General features: G+C 58.1%; 14 protein-coding genes. 2 read left to right on the forward strand and 12 right to left on the reverse strand.

The annotated features are described in order from the left end of the window. Positions 1-6 precede the first annotated feature (6 nt). Entirely contained in the window at positions 7-2379 is a 2373-nt protein-coding gene (gene ppsA, locus BGO64_RS18660) for a phosphoenolpyruvate synthase (protein ID WP_048207926.1), read from the reverse strand. A 307-nt stretch (positions 2380-2686) separates the two neighbouring features. On the opposite strand from ppsA, the gene ppsR reads away from it, so the two are divergent. Then, positions 2687-3499, forward strand: a complete 813-nt coding sequence (gene ppsR / locus BGO64_RS18665) for a posphoenolpyruvate synthetase regulatory kinase/phosphorylase PpsR (protein ID WP_010675153.1) — start codon at positions 2687-2689, stop codon at positions 3497-3499. A gap of 130 nt (positions 3500-3629) precedes the next feature. On the opposite strand, the gene BGO64_RS18670 is transcribed toward ppsR, so the two are convergent. Next, the gene (locus BGO64_RS18670; protein WP_080944247.1) at positions 3630-3905 is read right to left on the reverse strand and encodes a hypothetical protein; all 276 of its coding nucleotides are present in this window, start codon (positions 3903-3905) and stop codon (positions 3630-3632) included. A gap of 356 nt (positions 3906-4261) precedes the next feature. On the opposite strand from BGO64_RS18670, the gene BGO64_RS18675 reads away from it, so the two are divergent. Beyond that, positions 4262-5638: an amino acid permease gene (locus tag BGO64_RS18675; protein WP_010675155.1), complete on the forward strand. Its 1377-nt coding sequence runs from the start codon at positions 4262-4264 to the stop codon at positions 5636-5638. Between the two features lie 161 nt (positions 5639-5799). Here BGO64_RS18675 and BGO64_RS18680 read toward each other — a convergent pair whose 3' ends face one another. From BGO64_RS18680 to mnmL, 10 genes are all read right to left on the reverse strand, one after another. Then, the gene (locus tag BGO64_RS18680; protein ID WP_010675156.1) at positions 5800-6501 is read right to left on the reverse strand and encodes an SIMPL domain-containing protein; all 702 of its coding nucleotides are present in this window, start codon (positions 6499-6501) and stop codon (positions 5800-5802) included. 54 nt (positions 6502-6555) lie between these two features. After that, entirely contained in the window at positions 6556-7113 is a 558-nt protein-coding gene (locus BGO64_RS18685; RefSeq protein ID WP_042879892.1) for a hypothetical protein, read from the reverse strand. Positions 7114-7200: 87 nt separating this feature from the next. Then, entirely contained in the window at positions 7201-10713 is a 3513-nt protein-coding gene (locus BGO64_RS18690) for a beta strand repeat-containing protein (protein WP_286701168.1), read from the reverse strand. Continuing rightward, positions 10661-12124: a retention module-containing protein gene (locus tag BGO64_RS18695; protein WP_286701169.1), complete on the reverse strand. Its 1464-nt coding sequence runs from the start codon at positions 12122-12124 to the stop codon at positions 10661-10663. The genes BGO64_RS18690 and BGO64_RS18695 overlap by 53 nt, the downstream gene beginning before the upstream one ends. A gap of 267 nt (positions 12125-12391) precedes the next feature. Beyond that, positions 12392-14317, reverse strand: coding sequence for an EAL domain-containing protein (locus BGO64_RS18700; RefSeq protein ID WP_048207928.1), 1926 nt, complete (start codon positions 14315-14317; stop codon positions 12392-12394). A gap of 3 nt (positions 14318-14320) precedes the next feature. Next, the gene (locus tag BGO64_RS18705) at positions 14321-15064 is read right to left on the reverse strand and encodes a transglutaminase-like cysteine peptidase (RefSeq protein WP_410169903.1); all 744 of its coding nucleotides are present in this window, start codon (positions 15062-15064) and stop codon (positions 14321-14323) included. A 114-nt stretch (positions 15065-15178) separates the two neighbouring features. Further along, positions 15179-16510 (reverse strand): TolC family outer membrane protein, encoded by a 1332-nt coding sequence (locus BGO64_RS18710; protein ID WP_010675164.1) that lies wholly within the window; start codon positions 16508-16510, stop codon positions 15179-15181. Between the two features lie 35 nt (positions 16511-16545). Further along, entirely contained in the window at positions 16546-17961 is a 1416-nt protein-coding gene (locus BGO64_RS18715; protein WP_286701170.1) for an HlyD family type I secretion periplasmic adaptor subunit, read from the reverse strand. After that, positions 17954-20098 (reverse strand): type I secretion system permease/ATPase, encoded by a 2145-nt coding sequence (locus tag BGO64_RS18720; RefSeq protein ID WP_029314735.1) that lies wholly within the window; start codon positions 20096-20098, stop codon positions 17954-17956. Before BGO64_RS18720 ends, BGO64_RS18715 begins: the two co-directional genes overlap by 8 nt. Positions 20099-20468: 370 nt before the next feature. Then, complete coding sequence (gene mnmL, locus BGO64_RS18725; RefSeq protein WP_286701171.1) at positions 20469-21413, reverse strand: tRNA modification radical SAM protein MnmL/YtqA; 945 nt, start codon at positions 21411-21413, stop codon at positions 20469-20471. Positions 21414-21781: the final 368 nt, after the last annotated feature.

Here is a 21781-nt window from a genome sequence, read left to right on the forward strand (position 1 = left end):
ACGGGTTTAGCCGGCCTTGTGCTGCTCGGCCAGATAGAGCCAGGTGTCGACCACGGTATCCGGGTTGAGCGACACGGAATCGATCCCCTGCTCGACCAGCCAGGCGGCGAAGTCCGGGTGATCGGACGGCCCCTGGCCGCAGATCCCCACGTACTTGCCCGCCTTGCGGGCGGCGGCGATGGCCATGGCCAGCAGTGCCTTGACCGCCTCGTTGCGCTCGTCGAACAGGTGGGCGATGAGCCCGGAGTCCCGATCCAGCCCCAGAGTCAACTGGGTCATGTCATTGGAGCCGATGGAGAAGCCGTCGAAGTGCTCAAGGAATTTGTCCGCCAGCAGCGCATTGGAGGGCAGCTCGCACATCATGATGACTTTCAGGCCGCGCTCGCCACGGCGCAAGCCGTTCTCAGCCAGTATCTCCACCACCTGCTCCGCCTCACCCAGGGTACGCACGAAGGGGATCATCACCTCGACGTTGGTCAGCCCCATGACATCCCGCACCCGTTTCATCGCCTCGCACTCGAGGGCGAAGCAGGGGCGGAAGCTGTCGGCGATGTAGCGCGACGCACCACGGAAACCGATCATGGGGTTCTCTTCATGGGGTTCGTAACCACGGCCCCCCACCAGGTTGGCGTACTCATTGGACTTGAAGTCCGACATCCGCACGATGACCCGCTCAGGCCAGAAGGCGGCCGCCAGGGTAGCGATCCCTTCCGTCAGCTTGGCTACGTAGAACTCGCGGGGGCTCTCGTAGCCCGCGATCATCCTGGTGATGGTGGCCTGGAGTTCCGGGGTCTGCTGATCGAACTCCAGCAGCGCCTTGGGGTGGACCCCGATCATGCGGTTGATGATGAACTCGAGGCGGGCCAGGCCCACGCCGGCATTCGGCAACTGGGCAAAATCGAAGGCGCGGTCCGGATTGCCGACGTTCATCATGATCTTGATGGGCAGGCGCGGCATGTTGCCCACCTCGGTCACCGCCACGTCAAAGTCGAGCTCGCCGTCATAGATGAAGCCGGTATCCCCTTCCGCACAGGAGACGGTGATGAGCTGACCATCCTGGATGTGGTCGGTGGCGTTGCCGCAACCCACCACTGCCGGAATGCCAAGCTCCCGGGCGATGATGGCGGCGTGACAGGTGCGTCCACCCCGGTTGGTGACGATGGCGGAAGCGCGCTTCATGATGGGCTCCCAATCCGGATCCGTCATGTCGGTGACCAGCACATCGCCGGGCTGCACTTCATCCATCTGGCTGATGGAGGAGATGACACGGGCCGGACCCGCGCCAATCTTGTGGCCGATGGCGCGCCCCTCGATCAGCACCTTGCCGGTTTGCTTGAGGGCAAAGCGCTCGAGGGTATTGGCTTCCTGGCGGCTACGCACGGTTTCCGGACGGGCCTGAACGATGTAGAGCTTGCCATCCTGACCATCCTTGGCCCACTCAATGTCCATCGGGCGACCGTAGTGCTGCTCGATGATGAGGGCCTGCTTTGCCAGGGCCATCACTTCCTCGTCCGTGATGCAGAAGCGGTTGCGCTCGGCATCGGTGGTGTCGACCACCTTCACCTGACGGCCATGACCGGCATCCCCGGAGTAGGTCATCTTGATGAGCTTGGAGCCCAGCGTCTTGCGCACCACGGCGGGGCGCCCGGCCTTGAGGGTCGGCTTGTGCACATAGAACTCGTCCGGGTTGACGGCCCCCTGCACCACCATCTCGCCCAGGCCCTGGGCGCCGGTGATGAAGACCACGTCGTTGAAGCCGGATTCGGTGTCCAGGGTAAACATGACGCCTGAGGCAGCGAGATCCGAGCGCACCATGCGCTGCACCCCGGCGGAGAGAGCGACCCCCTTGTGGTCATAGCCCTGATGGACCCGGTAGGAGATGGCGCGATCGTTGAACAGCGAGGCAAACACATGCTTGATGGCAGTCATGACGGCATCGATACCGCGCACGTTGAGGAAGGTCTCCTGCTGACCGGCAAACGACGCATCCGGCATGTCTTCCGCAGTGGCGGAGGAGCGCACGGCAAAAGATGCCTCGAGCCCCGCGCTCAGCTTGTCATAGGCCTCGCGCACCGCCTGCTCCAGAGCGGGCTGGAAGGGCGCTTCCACCACCCAGTCGCGGATCTGCTGACCGGCCCGGTTGAGGGCTGCGATGTCATCCACATCCAGACTGTCGAGCAGGTCATGGATCTTGCCGTTGAGGCCGCTTAACTCCAGAAACTCGTTAAACGCAAAGGCCGTGGTCGCAAACCCGCCCGGCACGGACACGCCGGCCCCCGAGAGGTTGCTGATCATCTCGCCAAGGGATGCATTCTTGCCGCCGACGCGTTCAACGTCCTGCATACCGAGCTGTTCGTACCAGAGTACGTACTGTTGCATTTGCATGTCTCCAGGTTGGGGGGCCAGGGTGACAATTCACCTGCTGTGCCAAGTCGTGTGTTTTTGTTAGTGTCTGTTGCCAACGACCATGAAAACGTTTTCTATTTATTGTCAAAAAAATCCCCGAGCAAGAGTTGGGGATGGTCGTTTGACACAGGCATTCTACAATAGCGACACAAAAAGGTAACGACTCAGGTTTGCAAGCGAGTTCACAACTTGGGCATGGCAGATCTGTTGACAAAAACGATATGGTTTCGAGAGATACTTATTTCTCGCCGCCCCCTGGAGCGCACCACAGGAGTCCGCAGTGCACACCGTATTCTATGTATCCGACGGCACCGCCATCACCGCCGAAGTCTTCGGCCACGCCGTGTTGAGCCAGTTTCCCCTGGCCTTCGAACAGGTCACCATCCCCTTTGTCGAGACCCAGGAAAAAGCGCGCCAGGTACGGGCACGCATTGACGAGCAGTTTCGCCAGACCGGGGTGCGCCCCATCCTGTTTCACACCATCGTCGACCCCATGGTGCGTGAAGAGGTGCTCAAGGCCCAGGCCAGCAGCCACGATTTTCTCAACACCTTCGTTAGCCCTCTCGAACAGGAGCTCGGTATCAAGGCCGAACCCAGGTTGCACCGCACCCATGGCATGGAAAACCGCAAGCTGTACGACGATCGCATCGAAGCAGTCAACTTTGCGCTGGCCAACGACGATGGCATCACCACCAGGGAGTATGACGAGGCAGACATCATCCTCATCGGGGTCTCCCGTTGCGGCAAGACACCGACCAGCCTCTATCTGGCACTGCAATTTGGCATTCGCGCCGCCAACTATCCCTTTATCGAGCAGGACATGGGATCGCTGGAGCTGCCCGCCGCCCTCAAGGCCAATCGCCACAAATTGTTCGGCCTCACCATCATGCCGCAGCGGCTGCACGAGATCCGCAACCAGCGCCGCGCCAACAGCCGCTACTCCTCGCTTGATCAATGCAAACAGGAGCTGGCCAGCGTCGAGAGGCTGTTCCGCCAGGAGGCGATCCGCTTCCTCGATACCAGCTCCCACTCGGTCGAGGAGATCAGCGCCAAGATCCTGGAAGCGACCGGCCTTCGCCGCCAGCTCTGCTAACCTGCAAGGCTGTGACAGCACAACACACCATTTAAACAAGTCAGTGGCAAGATAACGAAACAGAAGAACAGGATGAAAAAATGATGCCAGCATCATCGCTGGCATCCCATCACTCGCGGGGCGAGCAGGCTCAGGGCTTGTTGAGCTCCTTGTTGTTCATCAACATGCCGTGAAAATGGATGAGTCCCCTGCCCTTGCGGACTCGCTCGCTCAGCCAGCAGGCTGGCACCAGCCCCATCCCGGCAGCAAGGATGAGCACCATGGCGATGTGGTTCACCAGGTAATCCGCTCCCAACCAGCCCCAGACAACAAGGCTGCTCATCGCCATCGTCAGCAACATGGGGGATAGCCAGATCCCGAGCCAGAGCACGGCCATCACCAGGCCACCGACTATGCGCTCAATCATATGAGTCCCTTTTTATCAAAGGGAAACAAAGCCATGAAAACAGAACCGAGTCAAGAGATGGAAATCCACTCGAACACAAAACAAGCAATCACTCTCAAAACCCCTTTCCAGATCATGAAAAACCTGCATGGCGCACAAAACAGCAGCCAATGATGAGGAAAACAGGTGCATGGACGGTCGATTATCACTATTCTGCTCGGGTTGGTAGCCGCTACAAAAAACAGCCAGCGGCAAACCGTAACGATATAAATACGGATTTCGTCACGTTTTCGGCACAAGATGCCGCGCCAGGCAGAGGACGTGCTGTGGCTGACGGGACGCGAGCCGAGTGATTTCAGCGACGTAAGGAAGGAAGCATGGATCTTCAACAACACGGCGAGGAGCTCAAGCGCGGTCTGAAAAACCGCCATATCCAGCTCATCGCACTGGGCGGTGCCATCGGTACCGGCCTGTTCCTCGGCATTGCCGACACCATCAAGATGGCGGGCCCTGCGGTGCTGCTGGGCTATGCCATCGGCGGCTTCATCGCCTTCCTCATCATGCGCCAGCTGGGCGAGATGGTGGTGGAAGAGCCGGTTGCCGGCTCATTCAGCCATTTTGCCTACAAGTACTGGGGTGACTTCGCCGGCTTCGCCTCCGGCTGGAACTACTGGGTGCTCTATGTACTGGTGAGCATGGCCGAGCTGACGGCAGTCGGTATCTATGTCCAGTACTGGTGGCCCGAGATCCCGACCTGGATGTCGGCGGCCTTCTTCTTCGTGCTGATCAACGCCATCAACCTCTCCAACGTCAAGGCGTTCGGCGAGATGGAGTTCTGGTTCGCCATCATCAAGGTGGTCGCCATTCTCGGCATGATCGGATTCGGCGGCTGGATGCTGTTCTCCGGCAGCGGTGGCCCCGAGGCCACGGTCAGCAACCTCTGGGCCCAGGGTGGCTTCTTCCCCAACGGCGTCGGCGGGCTGGTGATGGCAATGGCCTTCATCATGTTCTCCTTCGGCGGTCTAGAGCTGGTCGGCATCACGGCAGCGGAAGCGGACAATCCCGAGAAGAGCATCCCAAAGGCCACCAACCAGGTGATCTACCGCATCCTCATCTTCTACATCGGTGCCCTCACCGTACTGCTCTCCCTCTATCCCTGGGGCAAGGTAGTGGAAGGCGGCAGCCCGTTCGTGATGATCTTCCATGCGCTCGACAGCAACCTGGTAGCCAACGTACTTAACCTGGTGGTGCTGACCGCCGCGCTGTCGGTGTACAACAGCTGCGTCTACTGCAACAGCCGCATGCTGTTTGGCCTGGCCAAGCAGGGCAACGGCCCCAAGGCCCTGCTCAAGACCAACAAGAGCGGCGTGCCCCTGACCGCCATCACCATCTCGGCCGCGGCCACCCTGCTGTGCGTGCTCATCAACTATTTGATCCCGGGCAAGGCCTTTGGTCTGCTGATGTCCCTGGTGGTCTCCGCCCTGGTCATCAACTGGGCCATGATCAGCCTGGCGCACCTCAAGTTCCGCAAGGTGAAGGCTGCAGAAGGCGTCACCACCAAGTTCAAGGCACTGTGGAGCCCGTTTGGCAACTACCTCTGCCTCGCCTTCATGGCCGCCATCCTGGTGATCATGTACATGAACGATGGCACCCGCATCTCGGTCGAGCTGATCCCGGCCTGGGTCCTGGTACTCGGTATCGGCTATCTGCTCAAACAGAAGAGCCAACGCAAGCTGGCTACCAACCTGGGCTAGGCATCATGCCTCTCCAGCAAAAATGCCGGTCACTGACCGGCATTTTTTTATTCCATTCCCGTTTCACTTGACCCAGTTCGCGGCTCGCTTGTCCTGCCAGCCCCAGCAATGACAAACCCGAGGGGTTGCCTCGGGTTTGAGTGATGGACAAAGGGGCTGTGTTATTCCAGCAGGAAGACGGCTTCTACATTGTCAGTGATGCTGATCTGCTGCTGTTGATAGCTGTTTTCCATCATGTCGGCGGCAGGGGCTGCCGCAGCCTTCATGGCACGGGTATAGACCGGCATGGGGGAACTGTTGCGGTATTCAACGCTATACACCTTGCCAAGCTTCATGCCGAAAGCCTTGGCCAGGGATTCCGCCTTGCTCGTGGCATCAGCAACAGCACCAAGCCGGGCCTGCTCCTTGATGACCTGTGGTGACTTCAGGCCGTACTCTATCTGGGTCACGGACTCCAGACCCGCCTTGAGGGCGGTGTCCATCAGCTGGCTCAACTTGTCGAGCTGGTAGAGTTTGACCGCCAGCTGACGCTGGGCACGGTAACCCACCATTTCGGGTTGCTTGTTCTGGGGGTACTGGTACTCGGGGGAGATCACCAGATTGCCAGCCTCCACGTCGCTGCGCTTGATGCCCAGGCTCTCCAGCTGGCCAAAGAAGGCTGCTACCTTGGTATCTACCTGCTGTTTGGCCTTGATGCCCTGCTTCTCCAGTGCCGTGACGGCGACATTGAGCGTCAGCATGTCTGGTTCAGCCTTCTGCTCCGCATAGCCACTGACGACCAGATGGGGGGCCTGAGGAACCTCGATGGCAAGCAACGGAGCACTGACAACCAGCGCGGACAGGGTAAGAAGGGGACGCCACATAAAAAAACCTCCATCATTTAGATGGAGGTCATTATGCATGTCGTCGATTGGGATTCATATATCGTGTGTCGGCGGGATCTGGTCCAGCACCTGATTGGTCATGTCGATATTGATGCTGATCTCCCCTCCTCCTGAATTGCCATGGCTTGTCATCACGGGAGCAGGCGCCGGGCTGCCAAACAGCGATTCATCCTCAAAGTGGAACGAATCCCACGACAGAACATGACCTTGTGATGGCAGATTCGGCTCGGACGTCGTCACGACGGCCAGCGCCCCCCAGTCAAGCTCCTCGCCGTGGCTGAGCAGCCCCTGCAAGGAGGTATCGCTCAGGCTCTGCAACGAATACTCCTGCTGCCCCCACTCATGGCCGACCAGCACCATCATGTGGGGCAGGGGCGCATCTTCTGCCGGCGTGAAGCTGATACGAGAAGCGGCAAAGTCCACATTCAGCAACCCCGCCACCTCACCATCTTCGCTCTCCAGCTCCAGACCGTTGAGCGTGTCACCCGTCATCGTGGCCTGATAGCCAAAGCGGCCGGTGCAGACGATATTGTCCTGCCCGTTCCAGCTATAGCGAATGCCGTCGATGTCGACCCAGTTGAATGACTGCATGGTGACCCTCTCCTGATACTGCAGCTATCTTATCTGCCCACTCCATCAAATAACAGGGGCCGGGCACACCCGGCCCCCATACCCTGCTTACGGATCGACCTTGAGGTTGCCCTGATCCAGCAGATCCTGAATGATCTGCAGATTGGATTTACCGGCCGTCAGATCCACGTTGTCAAAGAGGATGGTATGAGTCGTGGTGCCACTTCCCGCTCCATCCAGATCAATGGTCAGTGTCGACTTGCCACTGCCCGGACCAGGAGCAAAGGTAAGATAGTGATCCAGTGTGCTCGCATCGGCATGCTCACCACTGAGCAGTTCACTCAGGTCCAGAACATCTCCATTGGCCCCCGTGGTGAAGTCTTTGATGGTATCCGTGCCTCCTGCATCACCTGCCATCCATTTGAAGGTATCCTTGCCAGCCCCACCAGTCAGGGTATCACTGCCGGTACCCCCAATCAGCAGGTCGTCGCCACCACCACCACTCAAGATGTCGTTACCTGCCAGTCCGCTCAAGACGTTGGCATTACCATCGCCGGTCAGGCTGTCGTTGAACATGGACCCTACCAGATTTTCCATGTTGCTCAGGCTGTCTGTCCCTGCCCCTCCGGTATTCTGACTGGCACCATTGACTGTGACCGTGACCCCAGCAGCGCTGTCGAAGTAACTGGCCGTATCATTGCCGTTGCCGCCGTTCAGGGTATCGTTGCCAGCGCCACCGATCAGGAGATCATTGCCCTCACCACCATTCAAGGTGTCGTTACCGAGTCCTCCAAGCAGGATGTCGTTCCCGGCATTGCCGTTGAGCGTATCGTTTCCAGATCCCCCAATAAGGATCTCGTCGAGATAGCTCCCGGTAAGTGTCAAACCGCTCTGCACATCCACATACACCTTGGCCGTATCTGTGGTCGTGCTATTGGTGTAGTTGAACGAACCCTCGTAAGAGTTGGGAGTCGCATTGCCGGAGGTATCATCAAATGTTACCGAGCCTGCATTGTCTGTGACGGTCCCTCCCACAGCTCCCGAGACGCCCGTGATCATCTGGGTCGCAGCCAGAGGCCCGGTGTCATTGGCAAGCAGAGCCCAATCCGGAATGGTCGCCGGGTCCTGGTTGGTGATGATAAAGTCATCACGAACCACGGTAGGACCGACCGCCGGGTTGATAACGATGGACAAGGTGCTGGACGCAGTATCCCCATCATTGTCTATCACACTGTAACCCACGACCTGATTTATCCCCCCGAGCGGAATGGATGTCGGCGGAGTATAGGTGTAGGCGCCGTTGTCCATATCCACCTTGAGGATGCCGCCTGCAAGTGTAATGGTCCATTCATTGGTCGCTGTATTGAAAGTCCCGACTGATGTTCCTCCCGAGACGCCAGCGGAGTCCGTCTTCTGGTTGTAGGTATAAGTCACCCCGCCCACGGTAATGGCATTGAGCCAGCCACCGTCGGCCCCAGCACTCGCTGCTACCCCGTTGATCAGTTGTCCTGCCAGAGGCGGAGCTACCACAGTGCTCAAAAGGGTCGCGGTCAGTTGGCTGAAGTCAGTCACCACCACTGCGGTGGTATTCGCCGGGCTGGCACCACTGACCCCGTTGTAGGCAATGGGATCCAGTGCAGACTGGGTCGCTCCCGAGCCCATCCCGAGCGCGTATGAATTGATGTTGTTCGCCGTCAGGAAATCGGCCCAGTCCTTGGTTTCACCGCTCAGTGTCGTGCCGTCACCATCGATCCCGTTCCCACCGCCAAGCGAGTTGTTGCCATCAGGAACTGTGGCGGGGGTACCGCTCAACGAGTTGGCATTTGGCAGACCATCCGACATGAAGTAAGAGACATTTTGCGCATTAGCGAGTCTACCTGTATCGCCAAAGGCTTTGATTGCCTCGTTCAGTGCATCATCGTAGTTGGTCGAGTCCGTGGGGGTAAGGCCAAGGATGATGGCCTTGGCTACATCGACCGAGACCCACACCCCGGTCGGATTGGCGGCTGAAGTGGAGAAGGTCACGATATTGACCATGACGCTGCCGTAGGCGCTGTATTTGTCCAGCAGCTCCAAAGCGGACTTTTGCATCACCTGCATCCGAGTCATGCCTTGATAGCCCGATGGATCACCCATACTGCCGGAGATATCGAGGATCAACATCAGATTCGTGTTCTGCACCTGAGTCGCCTGGCCTGCATTGGTAACAGCATTGGCAATGGGGGCATCATCACTGATCACAACCTGCAGGTTACCCGTGCCACTGTCGCCACTGGCATCCGTAGCCGACACGACGAAACTCGGACCATTCGCTGTATCACTGTTGCCTTGAACGTTGTGAGTCAGCACATTGTCTTTGAGCGTGTAGGTATAGTTCACCGTGTAGACACCGGCCGTGGGTCCGCTGACACCGGTTACCGTCAGCATTCCTTCCGTATTGTTGATCAAGGTCTGACTGCCGCCACTGGTCAAGTTGTAAGTCTGCCCACCGATGGTCAAGGTAGTCAGATTTTCCCCCTGGGTGTTGATGGTGAAGCTGCCATTGAATATCTCCGAATTACCACTGGCAGCCGTCCCCTCAGGCAGTCCCTCCTCATCAACCGTCGCATTGCCGATGGTCAATACAGGGACACGGGTATCCTGAGCAATATTGATGGTCAGAGTTGCCGGATCCGTATCACCATCGCCATCTTTGAGCGTGTAGGTAAATACCTCCGAGGCCCCCACGGGAACCGATGCCGCCGTGAGCGTATAACTGTATTCGCCATCCAGCCCCATGGTCAGCGTCCCATACAGCCCGGTCACTGTGAATCCACCGGCAGGATTACTGTCTGAATTGCCGTTCGAGCTCACGACCTGGCTGATTGCCGCACCATCCGCCCCCATGACGTCCACCCCGGCACCGGCTGTACCGCCGATGGTACCCGCCCCGGTAATGACATTCCCCGTCACCGGAGTGAACACACCTTCAGTGGCACTGTCAGCATCATCGTTGGCCGTCGGCACGTCATCCACGATCTGCACGCTCAGGGTGTTCGAGGCCGAGTCCCCGTCGCTGTCCACCAGGCTCACCGCGAAGTCTTCGAACAGGCTGTTGTTGCCGTTCGCCGTCGGGTGCGCCTCATTGTCGTTCAGGGTGTAGCTGTAGCTCACCAGCCCGGTCGCCGGGTTGTACCCGGTGATGGTCAGGGTGTTGCCCAGCGGCGTGGTCACCCCGCTCAGCGGGAAGCCCGCCACCACCCCGTTCACCACGATGTTGATGCCACCCACGCTCAGGGTCTTCACCCCGTCCGGTGCGCTGATGGTGAAGTCCCCCGTCACCGTGGTCGACTCCTTGCTGCTGTCCGACCCCGCCGACTCATTCTCGCCGCGGGTCGCCAGCAGGTCGTCCTCGTACACCTTCGCATCCCCGCCCTCGCCCTTGGGCGTCAGGTTGGTGATGGTCACCCCGTCATCGTCGTTCTTGATGGTCAGGGTCAGGGTCGCCGTGCTCACGTCTCCGTCCGCATCCGTCAGGGTGTAGGTGAACACTTCGCTGCCCACCCCGCCCCCGGTCAGCGCCTTGAAGTCACCGTCGTTCGGGTTGAGGGTGTAGGTGTAGGTGCCGTTGGCATTGAGCACCAGGCTGCCGTAGGTCCCGCTCAGGGTGCCCGCGCACGTCGTTGGTGATGACGTTGCCATTGAGGACCAGGTTGTTCTCGCTCGCTACCGTCAGGTTGACGTCGCTCACCGCCGTCGGCACGTCGTCCAGCACCACGACATCCAGCCCTGCACTGGTCGTGTCGCCATCAAGGTCCGTCAACACGACGTTGAAGCTCTCCGTCAGAGCCCCATCATTTGCAGGTTTGTTATGTGCTTCGTTATCGTTCAGGGTGTAGCTGTAGGTCACGCTGCCAACCCCTGTCACCGGGTTGTAGCTGACGCCGGTCACCAGCAGTTGATTGCCCAAAGGACTGGGGATCCCCTGGGGGAAGGTGGTCAAGACCTGGCCATTGCTGATCAGCGTCACACCTCCCAGCGTCAGGCTTTGCACTCCATCTGCCGCATTGAATGTAAAGGTACTGCTCTTGGTCAAGGCGGCGCCATCGGGGGCTGAGCCATCCGGCAACGCGGCTTCATCAAGGACAAGCTCACCACCCTCGACCTGCAATCCATTCAGCGAGACAGGCTCATCTACAGGGGTGATGGTGATGGTCAGAGTGGAGTCGTTGGTATCATCCCCATCCGTTACGGTGTAATTGACCGCAGGTACGGGGCCTGTGTAGTTCAGCGCGGCGGTAAAGGTATAGGAGCCGTCCGCATTGATGATCAGCGTACCAATCCCATCCAGCGTGCTCTCAACGCCAGCAGCAATTCCCTGATTGCTGCCCCAGCTATAGGAAATGACAGACGAATCAAGGGGACCATCCGGATTGTTGCTGTTGTCGAGCACATTGCCACTGATGGCCTGATCTTCCTGGGTGACAACAGACTCATCCTGATCATCGAGCTGATTCTCGGGCAGAAGATCGTCTTCCTGCAGCACATTTTGATCGATCAACGTGTCATAGCCGGTATCGAATCCGGCCTCGGCTATGGTCGCATCTCCGATGCGGTCTATGACAACAAAACCACCATTGCCACTGGCCCCAGCGACCCCGCCGATACCGCCACCACCACCGGCGGCAGGTGCCCCACCGGCAGCAGAGGCTTCGAAGTTCTTGGTCGGGTCAACCCCTTGCAGGATGGATTGTTGCAACGCCGCAATTTCTGGCGACACTTCAGGCGAGCCTTGCTGATGATTGGCAACCGATGAGGAAGATTGCCCCTCTGGAGGCATCTCTGTCCCTGCCGGGACACCATTGCCCTCTGCAGGTTTGTCATCGTAGGGCGCCAGCATCAATTTGGCATCATCAGCGATATTGAGTCTGGCGCCAGGCTGCAGGATCTCGCCAGGCTGGAGAGGGCGACTGCTGCCATCGGCAAGCAGGATCTGAACGTTGCCTTCTACGGAAGAGACGACCACGGTTTTGTCGATGATTTGGGTGCGCATATCCATTGCTCCAGGGTGACAGATCTTGATGCCTACACTCTAGATACGCCCCCGTCCTGCTTCCGTTGCAAAAATGTACAGGGTTGAGTCTCTTTGACTTCATCCGATGCAGCGAATCGAACGAATATTTTTTACATATAAAAATCAATTAAGTAACAGCGCGAGTTTTAGTGATATTACCTATATGTCGCGTAAAAATGATGTACATATTCTAAACAGATATAAAAAAGGGCCCTTAATGGGCCCCTTTCTATCGAGTTGTACCGCTTATACCAGTGGAAATGCCGGGTGAACGAACCCCTGATAACCATCGATATGCAAACTGGACAACAATTCAACCTGCCGTTGATCTTCCACCCGGGTGGCGATGGTCGTGACACCCGCGTTGTGGGCAGCCCGACAGACAGCCGCCAGGAAGGAGGTATCGGCGCCCGGTTCCATGACCTGGCTGGTATACCCGTGGTCCACCTTGACATAGGCGGGGGTCAGCTCTTCCAGATAGCCGAGGGACTGGAAGTGCCGGCCATAGTGATCGACCCCCCACAAGAAGCCGTGCTCTCGCAACAGCTCAACCAGATGAGTCACATACTCTTTGTGTTTCATGATGGCCGCTTCCGGGATCTCGAACAGCAGTCGCTCCTTCAGCTCCACGTTCAGCGACAGATAGCCTCTGAGCCATGTCAGGAACTCATCCGAACAGAGAGAACCCGCCGTGATATTGACTGCCAACACCAATTCCGGTTGCTGCTTGAACAAGGGGACGCAGGCTTCCAGCACCGCCTTGTCAAACTCGGCCCCCATCTTGAACTGCTCGATCGCAGGCAAGAACTGCCCTGCGAAGTAATCCGTTCCATCTCGCGAGATGGCCGCGAACAACTCGGCATGCAGGCGGGTACCATCATCGAAGCGGCATGCAGGCTGTGCCTTGAAGCGCCAGAGATGTCTGGCAATGGCATCCTGCACCAGGTCTCGCCAGGCAAGGCGTCCCATCAGTCCCTGCTCATTGCCGCCTTCCATCACGACGGCACCGCGCCGCTCATTGCGCGCTTTGCCAAGGGCGTTATCCGCCTTCGTCAGCAGGGCCGAGAGATCGTCATTGCCATCACGGCCAGCGATGCCGACGACGGACAGCGCTCCGCTTTCTCCCATGGGATTGACAACCAGATCGGCGATACGGCTGTTGATGAGCTCCGCCAGTTCCTTGAGCTGAGACAGATCATCGGTGGGGCAGAGCAAGGCATACTCCGTCGCCGAGATCCGGGCCAGCGCCGCGCCATCCCAGCCATCCAGCAGTTCCCTGAGCACCTGTGCAATGGATTTGACCATGTTGTCCCTTGCAGCAAAGCCCTCTTCCCGATAGAGATCGTCCAGCATGTCGACGGCCACCAGCATGACCCCGCCCTGCCCGGCCTCCGCAATCCAGGCATTGACCTGCCCGACGAAGTAAGAGCGGTTGCCAAGCCCGGAGACGGCATCCACATAGACGCGGGCTCGCAGATTCTCGGCCTCGTCGGCCTGCTCTTTGAACTGCACGGCAAGCTTGCTGGAAAGGGTATTGATGGCCTGTACCACTTGCCGCAGCTCGCGGGTCTTGGGCTCGGGAATGGCGTGGCCGAAATGGTGCAGCTCGATTTCAACCGCCTGATCGCAAATCAGCTTGAGCGGTTTGAGCAGATAATTGAGCGCCCGCATCAGCAAGAGAGTGGTGACGAGAAAGCCGACCAGGAACCAGGTGGCCAGTTCGCTCATTCCTTTCCAAAGCTCGTAGTAGGCTTGTCCAGGGTGGCCGACGACCTTCAGCTTGCCCAGTTGCAGCCAACCCGACGTCAAAATCGATTCATTGGCCACTTCAGGGAACAGATCCAGCCCAATGAACCACTGTGGGACCCCTTCGATATGGCTGCTGTTCTCCAGCTCGATGACATCCTTGGAGGCCAGCAGATCGAGACGGACCAGCTTGTAGTAACCCCCGTCGAACACCGCCTTGATCACGGATTCGGCACTGACCTTGTCGCCGTTCTCCAGATAGGGGGTCAGCGCCAGACCGAGTGCGGTGGACGTATTGATGACGGTGGTCTCCTGCTGCTGCGCCAGGTAGTTGCGGGTCGAATTGAATTGCACCCAATAGGTGGCGGCAAACAGCAATCCGAACAGCAGCAGCATGGTTGCCAATAGTTGTCTGTAGAGCGTCATAGGTTAATCATCCAAATTGACCGCAGGCCGAGCCAATCGCCCCGATGTCATGCGATTGCGTAAGTCTGTCCATAATCCCAAGCGGGATGATTGCCCGGCCAGTTCCCCTTGACCACGCGCCTTCATCAGCCACAAGTGACTACCGTTAAAACTGTAAATTGGCAACAAATCCGCCCGTTGGGTCGCCGGGCGAATTGATCCGACAAGATTGTCCAGAATCAGGGGCACTGCCGCAGGCGTCTCATAGTAGGCAACGACCATATGAAACTGGTTATAATCCAATGCCTTGACATATACCATTCGCATTTTTTCATCAGGGATGCCAAGTTCCAGCAAGGTAAAATACTTGGAAATGCTGAAGTCTTCACAATCTCCTCCTGCTGCGCCCAGAAATTCCAGCGGTGTCGCCCAATAATCCTTCTTGTGCCACAACTTGATGTCATCGATGAAACGCATCTGGTTGAAGAACTGGTTCACCTTCTCCAGCTTCTGCCGATCCGTCAGCCCCGCTGCCTTGTTCTGCATTGCCAAAGTGCGCCAGCTGGTGACCCGTTTGCCGGCCCTGGGGCCATAGGTCTCCTCCGCGCGCTTGACCAGTTTCATATCCTCCGGTGAGAGAGGCTGGCTGGCGCTGAGCAGCAGGGGGATCGCCAGCAGGGCCAGCCATAGCAGGCGAACCCGCCAGGGCGCACGTGCACCTGCGATAGCTCGATACCCATCACGTCGGCTCCAGCCTGTCGATGCCACTTCTTTCTGTGTCATGACGCCGCCATCATCCCCTGACCGCCGGACGCATAAAAGAATGACTGCAGCACGCTGCAGCCATTCCCCTTGCCTGATATGACATCAGTGGCAGGGCCATCAGTTGTTGTTGGCCTGCCATTCAGCCGGTTGCTGCACATTCAGGGCATTGAGCAGACCACCGGTGGCATTGAGGATACGATAATCCGCCAACAGGGAGTCGTACTCGGCCGTGATGTAGCTGCGGCGAGCCTCGAACAGTTCGTTCTCCGTGTTCAGCACGTCCAGCAAGGTCCGTTGGCCCAGGCCGAATTGCTTCTTGTACGCCTGTACGGTGTCATAGCTGGCGTCCACGTGCTCTTTGAGGAAGACTTTTTGCTTGGCCAGCGACTCTTTGGCGTTCCAGGCGAGGCGGGTCCCCTCTTCCACCTGACGGAAGGCATTCATGTGAATGTCTTTGGCCTGGGAATAGAGCGCAGAGGTTGCCTTGCTTTCTGCCAGATCGGACCCACCGCGGAACAGGTTGTAACGCATCCGGACCATGGCGGTGAGATCGTCGTTACGGCCTTTGACCGCATCGATGTCCTCGTTCCAGTTCTGATCCACTTCAAAGGCTACGTTCGGGTAGAACCCTGACTTGGAGCCTTCATGCTGGTACTTCGCCTCTTCGATGTCCTGCAGGGATGACAGCAGGGTCGGGTGAACCTCTGTTGCCGTCTTCAGCGCATCTTCCAGTGTTGCTGGCAGGAGCTGGGTGTTCGGTACTGGCTGAACGAGATCCTTGGGCACTTCATTGACGACACGGATGAACTCACTCTCGGCATCCCGATAGTTGTTCTCCGCCGCCGCCTGATTGGAGTAAGCCCGAGCCACACGACCGTCGATCTGGGTCTGGTCAGCGGTCGACCCAAGACCGGAGTCGGTCCGTTTTTGGATGTCACTGCGGATCTGCTCGTGGGTTTCAAGGTTCTGCTTGGACAGCTCCAGGATCTCCTGCTGACGCAGCATGTTGAGATAGACCTCGGCCACGCGCAGGGCCGTGTTCTCCGCCTCGGAGATCATCGCCAGGCGCTGGGCCTGGGCGGCGGCATCGGTCCGTGCCACGTTGCTGCTGACATCAAAGCCGTCAAACAGCATCTGGCGAAGGCTGATCCCGGCCTCCTTGCGCGTCATGGAGTCATCGATCGTCTGTGAATTGGGACCTGCGGCACGGGTCGAGGGACTGTCAGTCTTCTCGTAACCGACGCCACCACGCAGATCAATGGTGGGGTAATAGCCGCCCTTGGCTCCATCATGCTGATACAGTCGTGCCTGATAGAGATCAAAAGCTTCCTTGATTTTCGGATGGGTAGCCAGTGACTGCGCCACTGACTGTTCCAGCGTCTGTGCCTGGCTCAGGCCCGGGAACAGTATGGTGCCACTAACCAGCATGGCAACAATCGTCTTCTTCATGGTATCTCCAGTCATGTTGTTTTTAGATTGTTGGCTTATCGTTCTCTCAGTGCCGACTGCTTAGCCCTCAAGATGGGTTTCAGCAAGTAGTCTAGGACACTTTTTTTACCAGTAATAATATCTGCACTGGCTAACATACCGGGGATGATGGGAAGTGCGTTAAGCTCATCGCCCAGATAACTCTTCTCGGTTCGTACTCGCACCAGATAGAAGGAATTGCCCTCCTCATCCTGGATTGAGTCGGCACTTATCTGTTCAACCTTGCCATGTAAACCTCCATAAATAGTGAAATCATAGGCAGTTATCTTGACCACGGCCTCCAGCCCGGGTCTGAGGAACGCGATGTCCTTTGGCGACACCTTGGCTTCAACCAGCAGGGTGTCTTCCAGCGGCACTATCTCCATCAGGTCCATGCCCGGCTGAACGACCCCACCCAGCGTATTAATCTTGAGCTTTTTGATGGTCCCCTTGAGAGGCGCGATCACACTGGTACGATCGACTCTGTCCCTGAGGCCGACCTGACCCTCCGACAACTGGCTCAACTTGCCTTGACGTTCGTTTAGCTCGGTCTGGGAGTCCGCCCGGAATTTCAGGGCGATATCATTTCGCTTCGAGATGGTCTCCCGCAGTACCGAGTTGAGCTTGGGCACCAGCAGGCGGTTCGCCTCCAGCTCCCCTTGCATTTCGTTGACCTGCCGCTCCAGTTTAATTAGCTCCACTTGAGGAACTATACCCTCTTTTGCGAGAGGACGGCTGATGTTCAGCTCCTGACGAGCCAGATCAACGCTGCGGCCCACGGTCCGGATCTTGGCATTGAGCTCTATGGTCTCCTGCTCTTTCTGCTCGATCTGCTGTCCCAGGATGTAGAGCTGGTTCTTGAGGTTGTTTAACCGCGCTTCCTGCACCGATCTTTCACGGGCGGCATATTCGGCAAATACATTCTCGTACCCTTCGGGGAACTCGATGGCCTGTTTGTCGATGGCTACCTGTTCACGCCAGCCCAGATTGGGCTCGTTCTTGACCACCACGCTGCGAATTTCGGCGCGCAGGCGGGCGATATCCCCCTTGAGGGTGACCAGTTCCTGCTCCCGTTCGCGAAAATCCGACTTGAAGCGGGTATCGTCGATGCGCAGCAGTGGCTGTCCCTTCTCGACGATGTCCCCCTCCTTGACGAAGATCTCCTTGACGATCCCCCCTTCCAGGTTCTGGATCACCTGCAACTGGCGCGACGGTATCACCTTGCCCTGGCCGACGGTCACTTCATCCAGCTCTGCCCAGGCGGCCCAGACGATGGCGCTGACAAAAAACAGGAAGCAGGCCCACAGCAGGACTCTGGCACGGGTGGGTGTCGTCAGCAGCACGGCGGCGGCGCCGTCATCCACGTACTCGAGATGCTCGGGTGCAGGCAAGACCGTATCTGAGGGCGTTTTCTTGAACCAGTGGTTAACCATTCGCCGTCTCCTGCACCCGCACCTTGCCTTCCTTCAATTGCTGCAACACCACCTCTTTGGGACCGTCCGCCACTATCTTCCCCTGCTCCACGACGATGACCCGGGAAGCGACATCCAGCATGGAGGTCTTGTGGGTGATGAGGATAAGGGTGGTTTCGGGGCCGAGCCGCGCCAGCTCCTGCTTCACGTGCATCTCTGACTGGTTGTCCATGTTGGAGGTCGGCTCGTCCATCACCAGAATGGGGGGATCGTTGAGCAGGGCGCGAGCCAGCAGGATGGACTGACGCTGGCCACCGGAGAGCTGACGTCCCCCTTCGCCTATCTGTCTGTCGAGACCGTTGGGATCCCGGTTGGTAAAGTTGGTGACCCCGGCCCGCTTGGCGGCGCGCAAGACACGGGCATCGTCCACCAGGGGATTACCCAGCATGATATTGTCCCGCACGGAACCAAAGAAGAGGGTCACATCTTGCGGCACGCAGCCGATGTTGCGGCGAATGATGGTCGGCGGCAGTTGGTCCAGCTCAAAGCCGTCCAGACGCACCAGACCGTCAGTCGGACGGTAGAGACCCATCAGCAATTTCTCCAGCGTGGTTTTACCCGCACCGATCCGCCCGATGATGGCCACCTTCTCACCCGGCTCGATGCGCAGGTTGATGTTGTGCAGGGTGCTGCTCTCCATGCCCGGATACTTGAAGGAGACATTTTCAAACTCGATGCGCCCCTGGATGACCGGATGGTGGATGTACTGCCTGCCCTCCTCCTGCTCACCCGGCGTCATCATGATCTTCTCCAGGATTTCGAGCGCCGACTTGGCCTGGTTGTAGCGAGTGGAGAGTACCGAGAGCTGCACCATGGGGGCGATGGCCCGGCTCGACAGCATCACGGCCGCTATCATGCCCCCCATGGTCACCAACCCTTCCGAGATCTGGTAAACACCGACGATCACCAGTCCCACTGTCACCACCTGCTGGATGTAGCTCGCCAGAGAAGACATGGAGTTGGTGATGCGCCGGGTCTGCACGCCCCAGGTCGAGATGTGGGACACCGCCTGCTCCCAGCGGTGCTGGAACATGCTCTCGGCCCCGAAAATCTTCACGGTCTCAAGGCCCGAGATGCTTTCGATCAGATTGGCGTTCTTCTGGGAGGCGAGCCGGGAGCCCTCCTCGATGGATTGCTTCAGCGGTGCCTGAATGTAGAAGCTGTAGGCCACCAGGATCAGGATGGCGATGATGGGCACCACCACCATGACACCGGCGAAAATCCAGATGATGAAGAGGAAGAAGATGGCAAACGGCAGATCGATCAGGGTGGAGACGGTGGCCGACGTGAAAAACTCGCGCACCGATTCAAACTCCTGCAAGTGCTTGGCAAAGGCACCGGTCGACGCAGGCCTGGACTCCATCTTCATGCCCATCACCTTGGCAAAGATTTTGGCCGACAACAGCACGTCGGATTTCTTGCCTGCAATATCGATGAAGTAGCTGCGCAGCTGGCGCATCACGAAGTCGAAGGTGAACACCACCATGGCTCCAACCGCCAGCACCCAGAGGGAGTCGAATGCCAGGTTGGGCACAATCTTGTCATAGACGTTCATGGTGAACAGGGGGCTGGCGATGGCAAACAGGTTGATGAGGATCGAGGCCACCAGCACATCCCGATAGATACCGCGGGACTCGAACAAGGTGCTCCAGAACCAGTGACCATCACGGGTCTCCAGCACTTTGGGCGAGCGCTCATCAAATTTGAACTGCCGCTTGACGTAGAACAAACGACCATTGTACTCGTCACCCAGCTGGGCAAGAGTGACCCATTGGGCCGCGTCTCCGGCCTGGGGAAAGATGACCCTCGCCTGGGTGCGTTCTTCATTCCATTCAAGCAAGATGCAGGCGCCGCCATTGCGCGTCTGCAAGACGCAGGGCAGCAGCAGGGAGGAGATCTGTTCAAGGGGCTGGATCACTTCGCGGGCAGAGAGACCGCCCCGCTCGGCGGCACGACTGAAGAGCGCCGTGCTGAGACGCCCGGAGACCAGTGGCAAGCCGGTGGTGAGAGCATCCTGACTGTTGGGCACCCCGTAAAAGCGGGTCAAAAAGACCAGGCACTCCAACAGTTCATCTATATGGCTGGTTTCTGCTTGCATAGCATCCCATCAAACATGATTCAGAAGGTTGTCTCGGGGCCGAATATCCAAAGCCCGGCGGCGATCCGGAAAAACAGAACAGACCTCGCCACCCAGACCCACAACCCGATTAGCGCACAGAGCCGGGACACTGCATGTCTCGCCTCCCTCACAGATTTTCATGCCGGAAACGGAGGGGACATGCCGGGCACCTGATGTTGCCAAGAAATATGCCACCCGGTACGAAGAAAGCCCGCCCGGTATACAAACTGCAAAGAGTTATTGATAACTATATCTTTTTTCAAGCCGACCATCTTATCAAGGTGACTTGAACGAAACTATACTCCAAAGACTGAATTTCATCTAATAACCCACTGTTTTTTTGACGAAATTAGAGTTGGCACTCGCCTGTGGAAGGGAGAGAAAAAGGGCGTCCCAGGCAGTGTCCCTGAGGGCCTGAGCGTGCCAGCGCCGCGGCAATGGCGGTCATGGCGCTCCAGCGATTCTCGCACCAGGTGGGGGCCAGCAGGGTCGGGCGGCGCGCCGACGCCGAGACCCTGTGATAGACCACCTCGGGAGGCGTGTACTGGATCATGGCGACCGCCGCCGCCACATACTGCTCCATCGTCAACACATTCAGCCGTCCCGCCTGCCACGCCTTGCCAAGGGTGCTCCCCTCCACCACATGCAGTGGGTGAAGCTTGATCCCCTCGACGCCGGTCTCCACGATACGGTGCAGGGTTTCCAGGCTGTCCATCGGCACCTCGCCGGGCAGGCCGACGATGAGATGGGCACACACCTTGATGCCTCGCAGATGGGCTCGGGCAACGGCATCGGCATAAGCGGCATAGCCGTGACCCCGATTGATGCGTTGCAACGTCTTGTCGTTGGCACTTTGCAGCCCGAGCTCCAGCCACACCTCGTAACCTCTGGCCTGATAACCTGCAAGCAAATCCAGCACCGCATCGGGTACACAATCAGGGCGAGTTCCGACGCAGAGCCCCACCATGTCGCTCACCGACAAGGCTTCTTCATACATGCGCTGAAGGTACTCCACTTCGGCATAAGTACTGGTATAGGCCTGAAAGTAGGCCAGATAGCGCCTGGCCCGGGTCACCTCGTCCCGGCGTGCCAGCAGTTGCTGCACCACGGAGAGTTGCTGGGCCGACTCGTCGGCAAAGGAGGAGACATTGCAGAAAGTGCAGCCACCCCGCCCCAGGGTGCCGTCCCGGTTGGGGCAGGTAAAGGCCCCGTGGATGGAGAGTTTGTGGATCTTCTGGCCGTGGCGTTGCTTGAGATCCTGGCCAAATGTATTGATGAGTTCGTGTAACTGCATGACACCTCCGAAATGAGGTGCCATTCTAGCGACGCAGCCCGGCGGGCAGGCTGCGCTGGATCAATCCCGCTCTCTACCCAAAAACCATATAAATATTCACGTTAGATGCGATAAATACCCAACAGTCGGCATTCACGGTCACTTTTGACAACCTGTCACTCCTGCAACCTGGAGGAAAGTGTCATAACCTCTCGCCCATAACCGACTGTAACTACTGAAAAAATCCTGTTTAGTCTGCTTATGAACAAATGCAAGACGCAGGATCCTGAAATGTGATCCCCGCCAAGCACACCAGAGATGACTTTGTAAAATTACTACAGTTTCCCTCCACCATGCAGTCAACCACTAAACCGTCCATAATCAGAATA

The sequence above is a fragment of the Aeromonas sp. 62-46 genome, assembly GCF_001898585.1.
Taxonomy (GTDB): Bacteria; Pseudomonadota; Gammaproteobacteria; order Enterobacterales; family Aeromonadaceae; genus Aeromonas; species Aeromonas caviae.

Excerpts from the sequence above, each read along its gene's own strand:
- ppsA (WP_048207926.1), bottom strand. The coding sequence starts at position 2,379 with ATGCAACAGTACGTACTCTGGTACGAACAGCTCGGTATGCAGGACGTT.
- BGO64_RS18670 (WP_080944247.1), bottom strand. The coding sequence starts at position 3,905 with ATGATTGAGCGCATAGTCGGTGGCCTGGTGATGGCCGTGCTCTGGCTC.
- BGO64_RS18675 (WP_010675155.1), top strand. The coding sequence starts at position 4,262 with ATGGATCTTCAACAACACGGCGAGGAGCTCAAGCGCGGTCTGAAAAAC.
- BGO64_RS18680 (WP_010675156.1), bottom strand. The coding sequence starts at position 6,501 with ATGTGGCGTCCCCTTCTTACCCTGTCCGCGCTGGTTGTCAGTGCTCCG.
- BGO64_RS18685 (WP_042879892.1), bottom strand. The coding sequence starts at position 7,113 with ATGCAGTCATTCAACTGGGTCGACATCGACGGCATTCGCTATAGCTGG.
- BGO64_RS18695 (WP_286701169.1), bottom strand. The coding sequence starts at position 12,124 with ATGCGCACCCAAATCATCGACAAAACCGTGGTCGTCTCTTCCGTAGAA.
- BGO64_RS18700 (WP_048207928.1), bottom strand. The coding sequence starts at position 14,317 with ATGACGCTCTACAGACAACTATTGGCAACCATGCTGCTGCTGTTCGGA.
- BGO64_RS18710 (WP_010675164.1), bottom strand. The coding sequence starts at position 16,510 with ATGAAGAAGACGATTGTTGCCATGCTGGTTAGTGGCACCATACTGTTC.
- BGO64_RS18715 (WP_286701170.1), bottom strand. The coding sequence starts at position 17,961 with ATGGTTAACCACTGGTTCAAGAAAACGCCCTCAGATACGGTCTTGCCT.
- BGO64_RS18720 (WP_029314735.1), bottom strand. The coding sequence starts at position 20,098 with ATGCAAGCAGAAACCAGCCATATAGATGAACTGTTGGAGTGCCTGGTC.
- mnmL (WP_286701171.1), bottom strand. The coding sequence starts at position 21,413 with ATGCAGTTACACGAACTCATCAATACATTTGGCCAGGATCTCAAGCAA.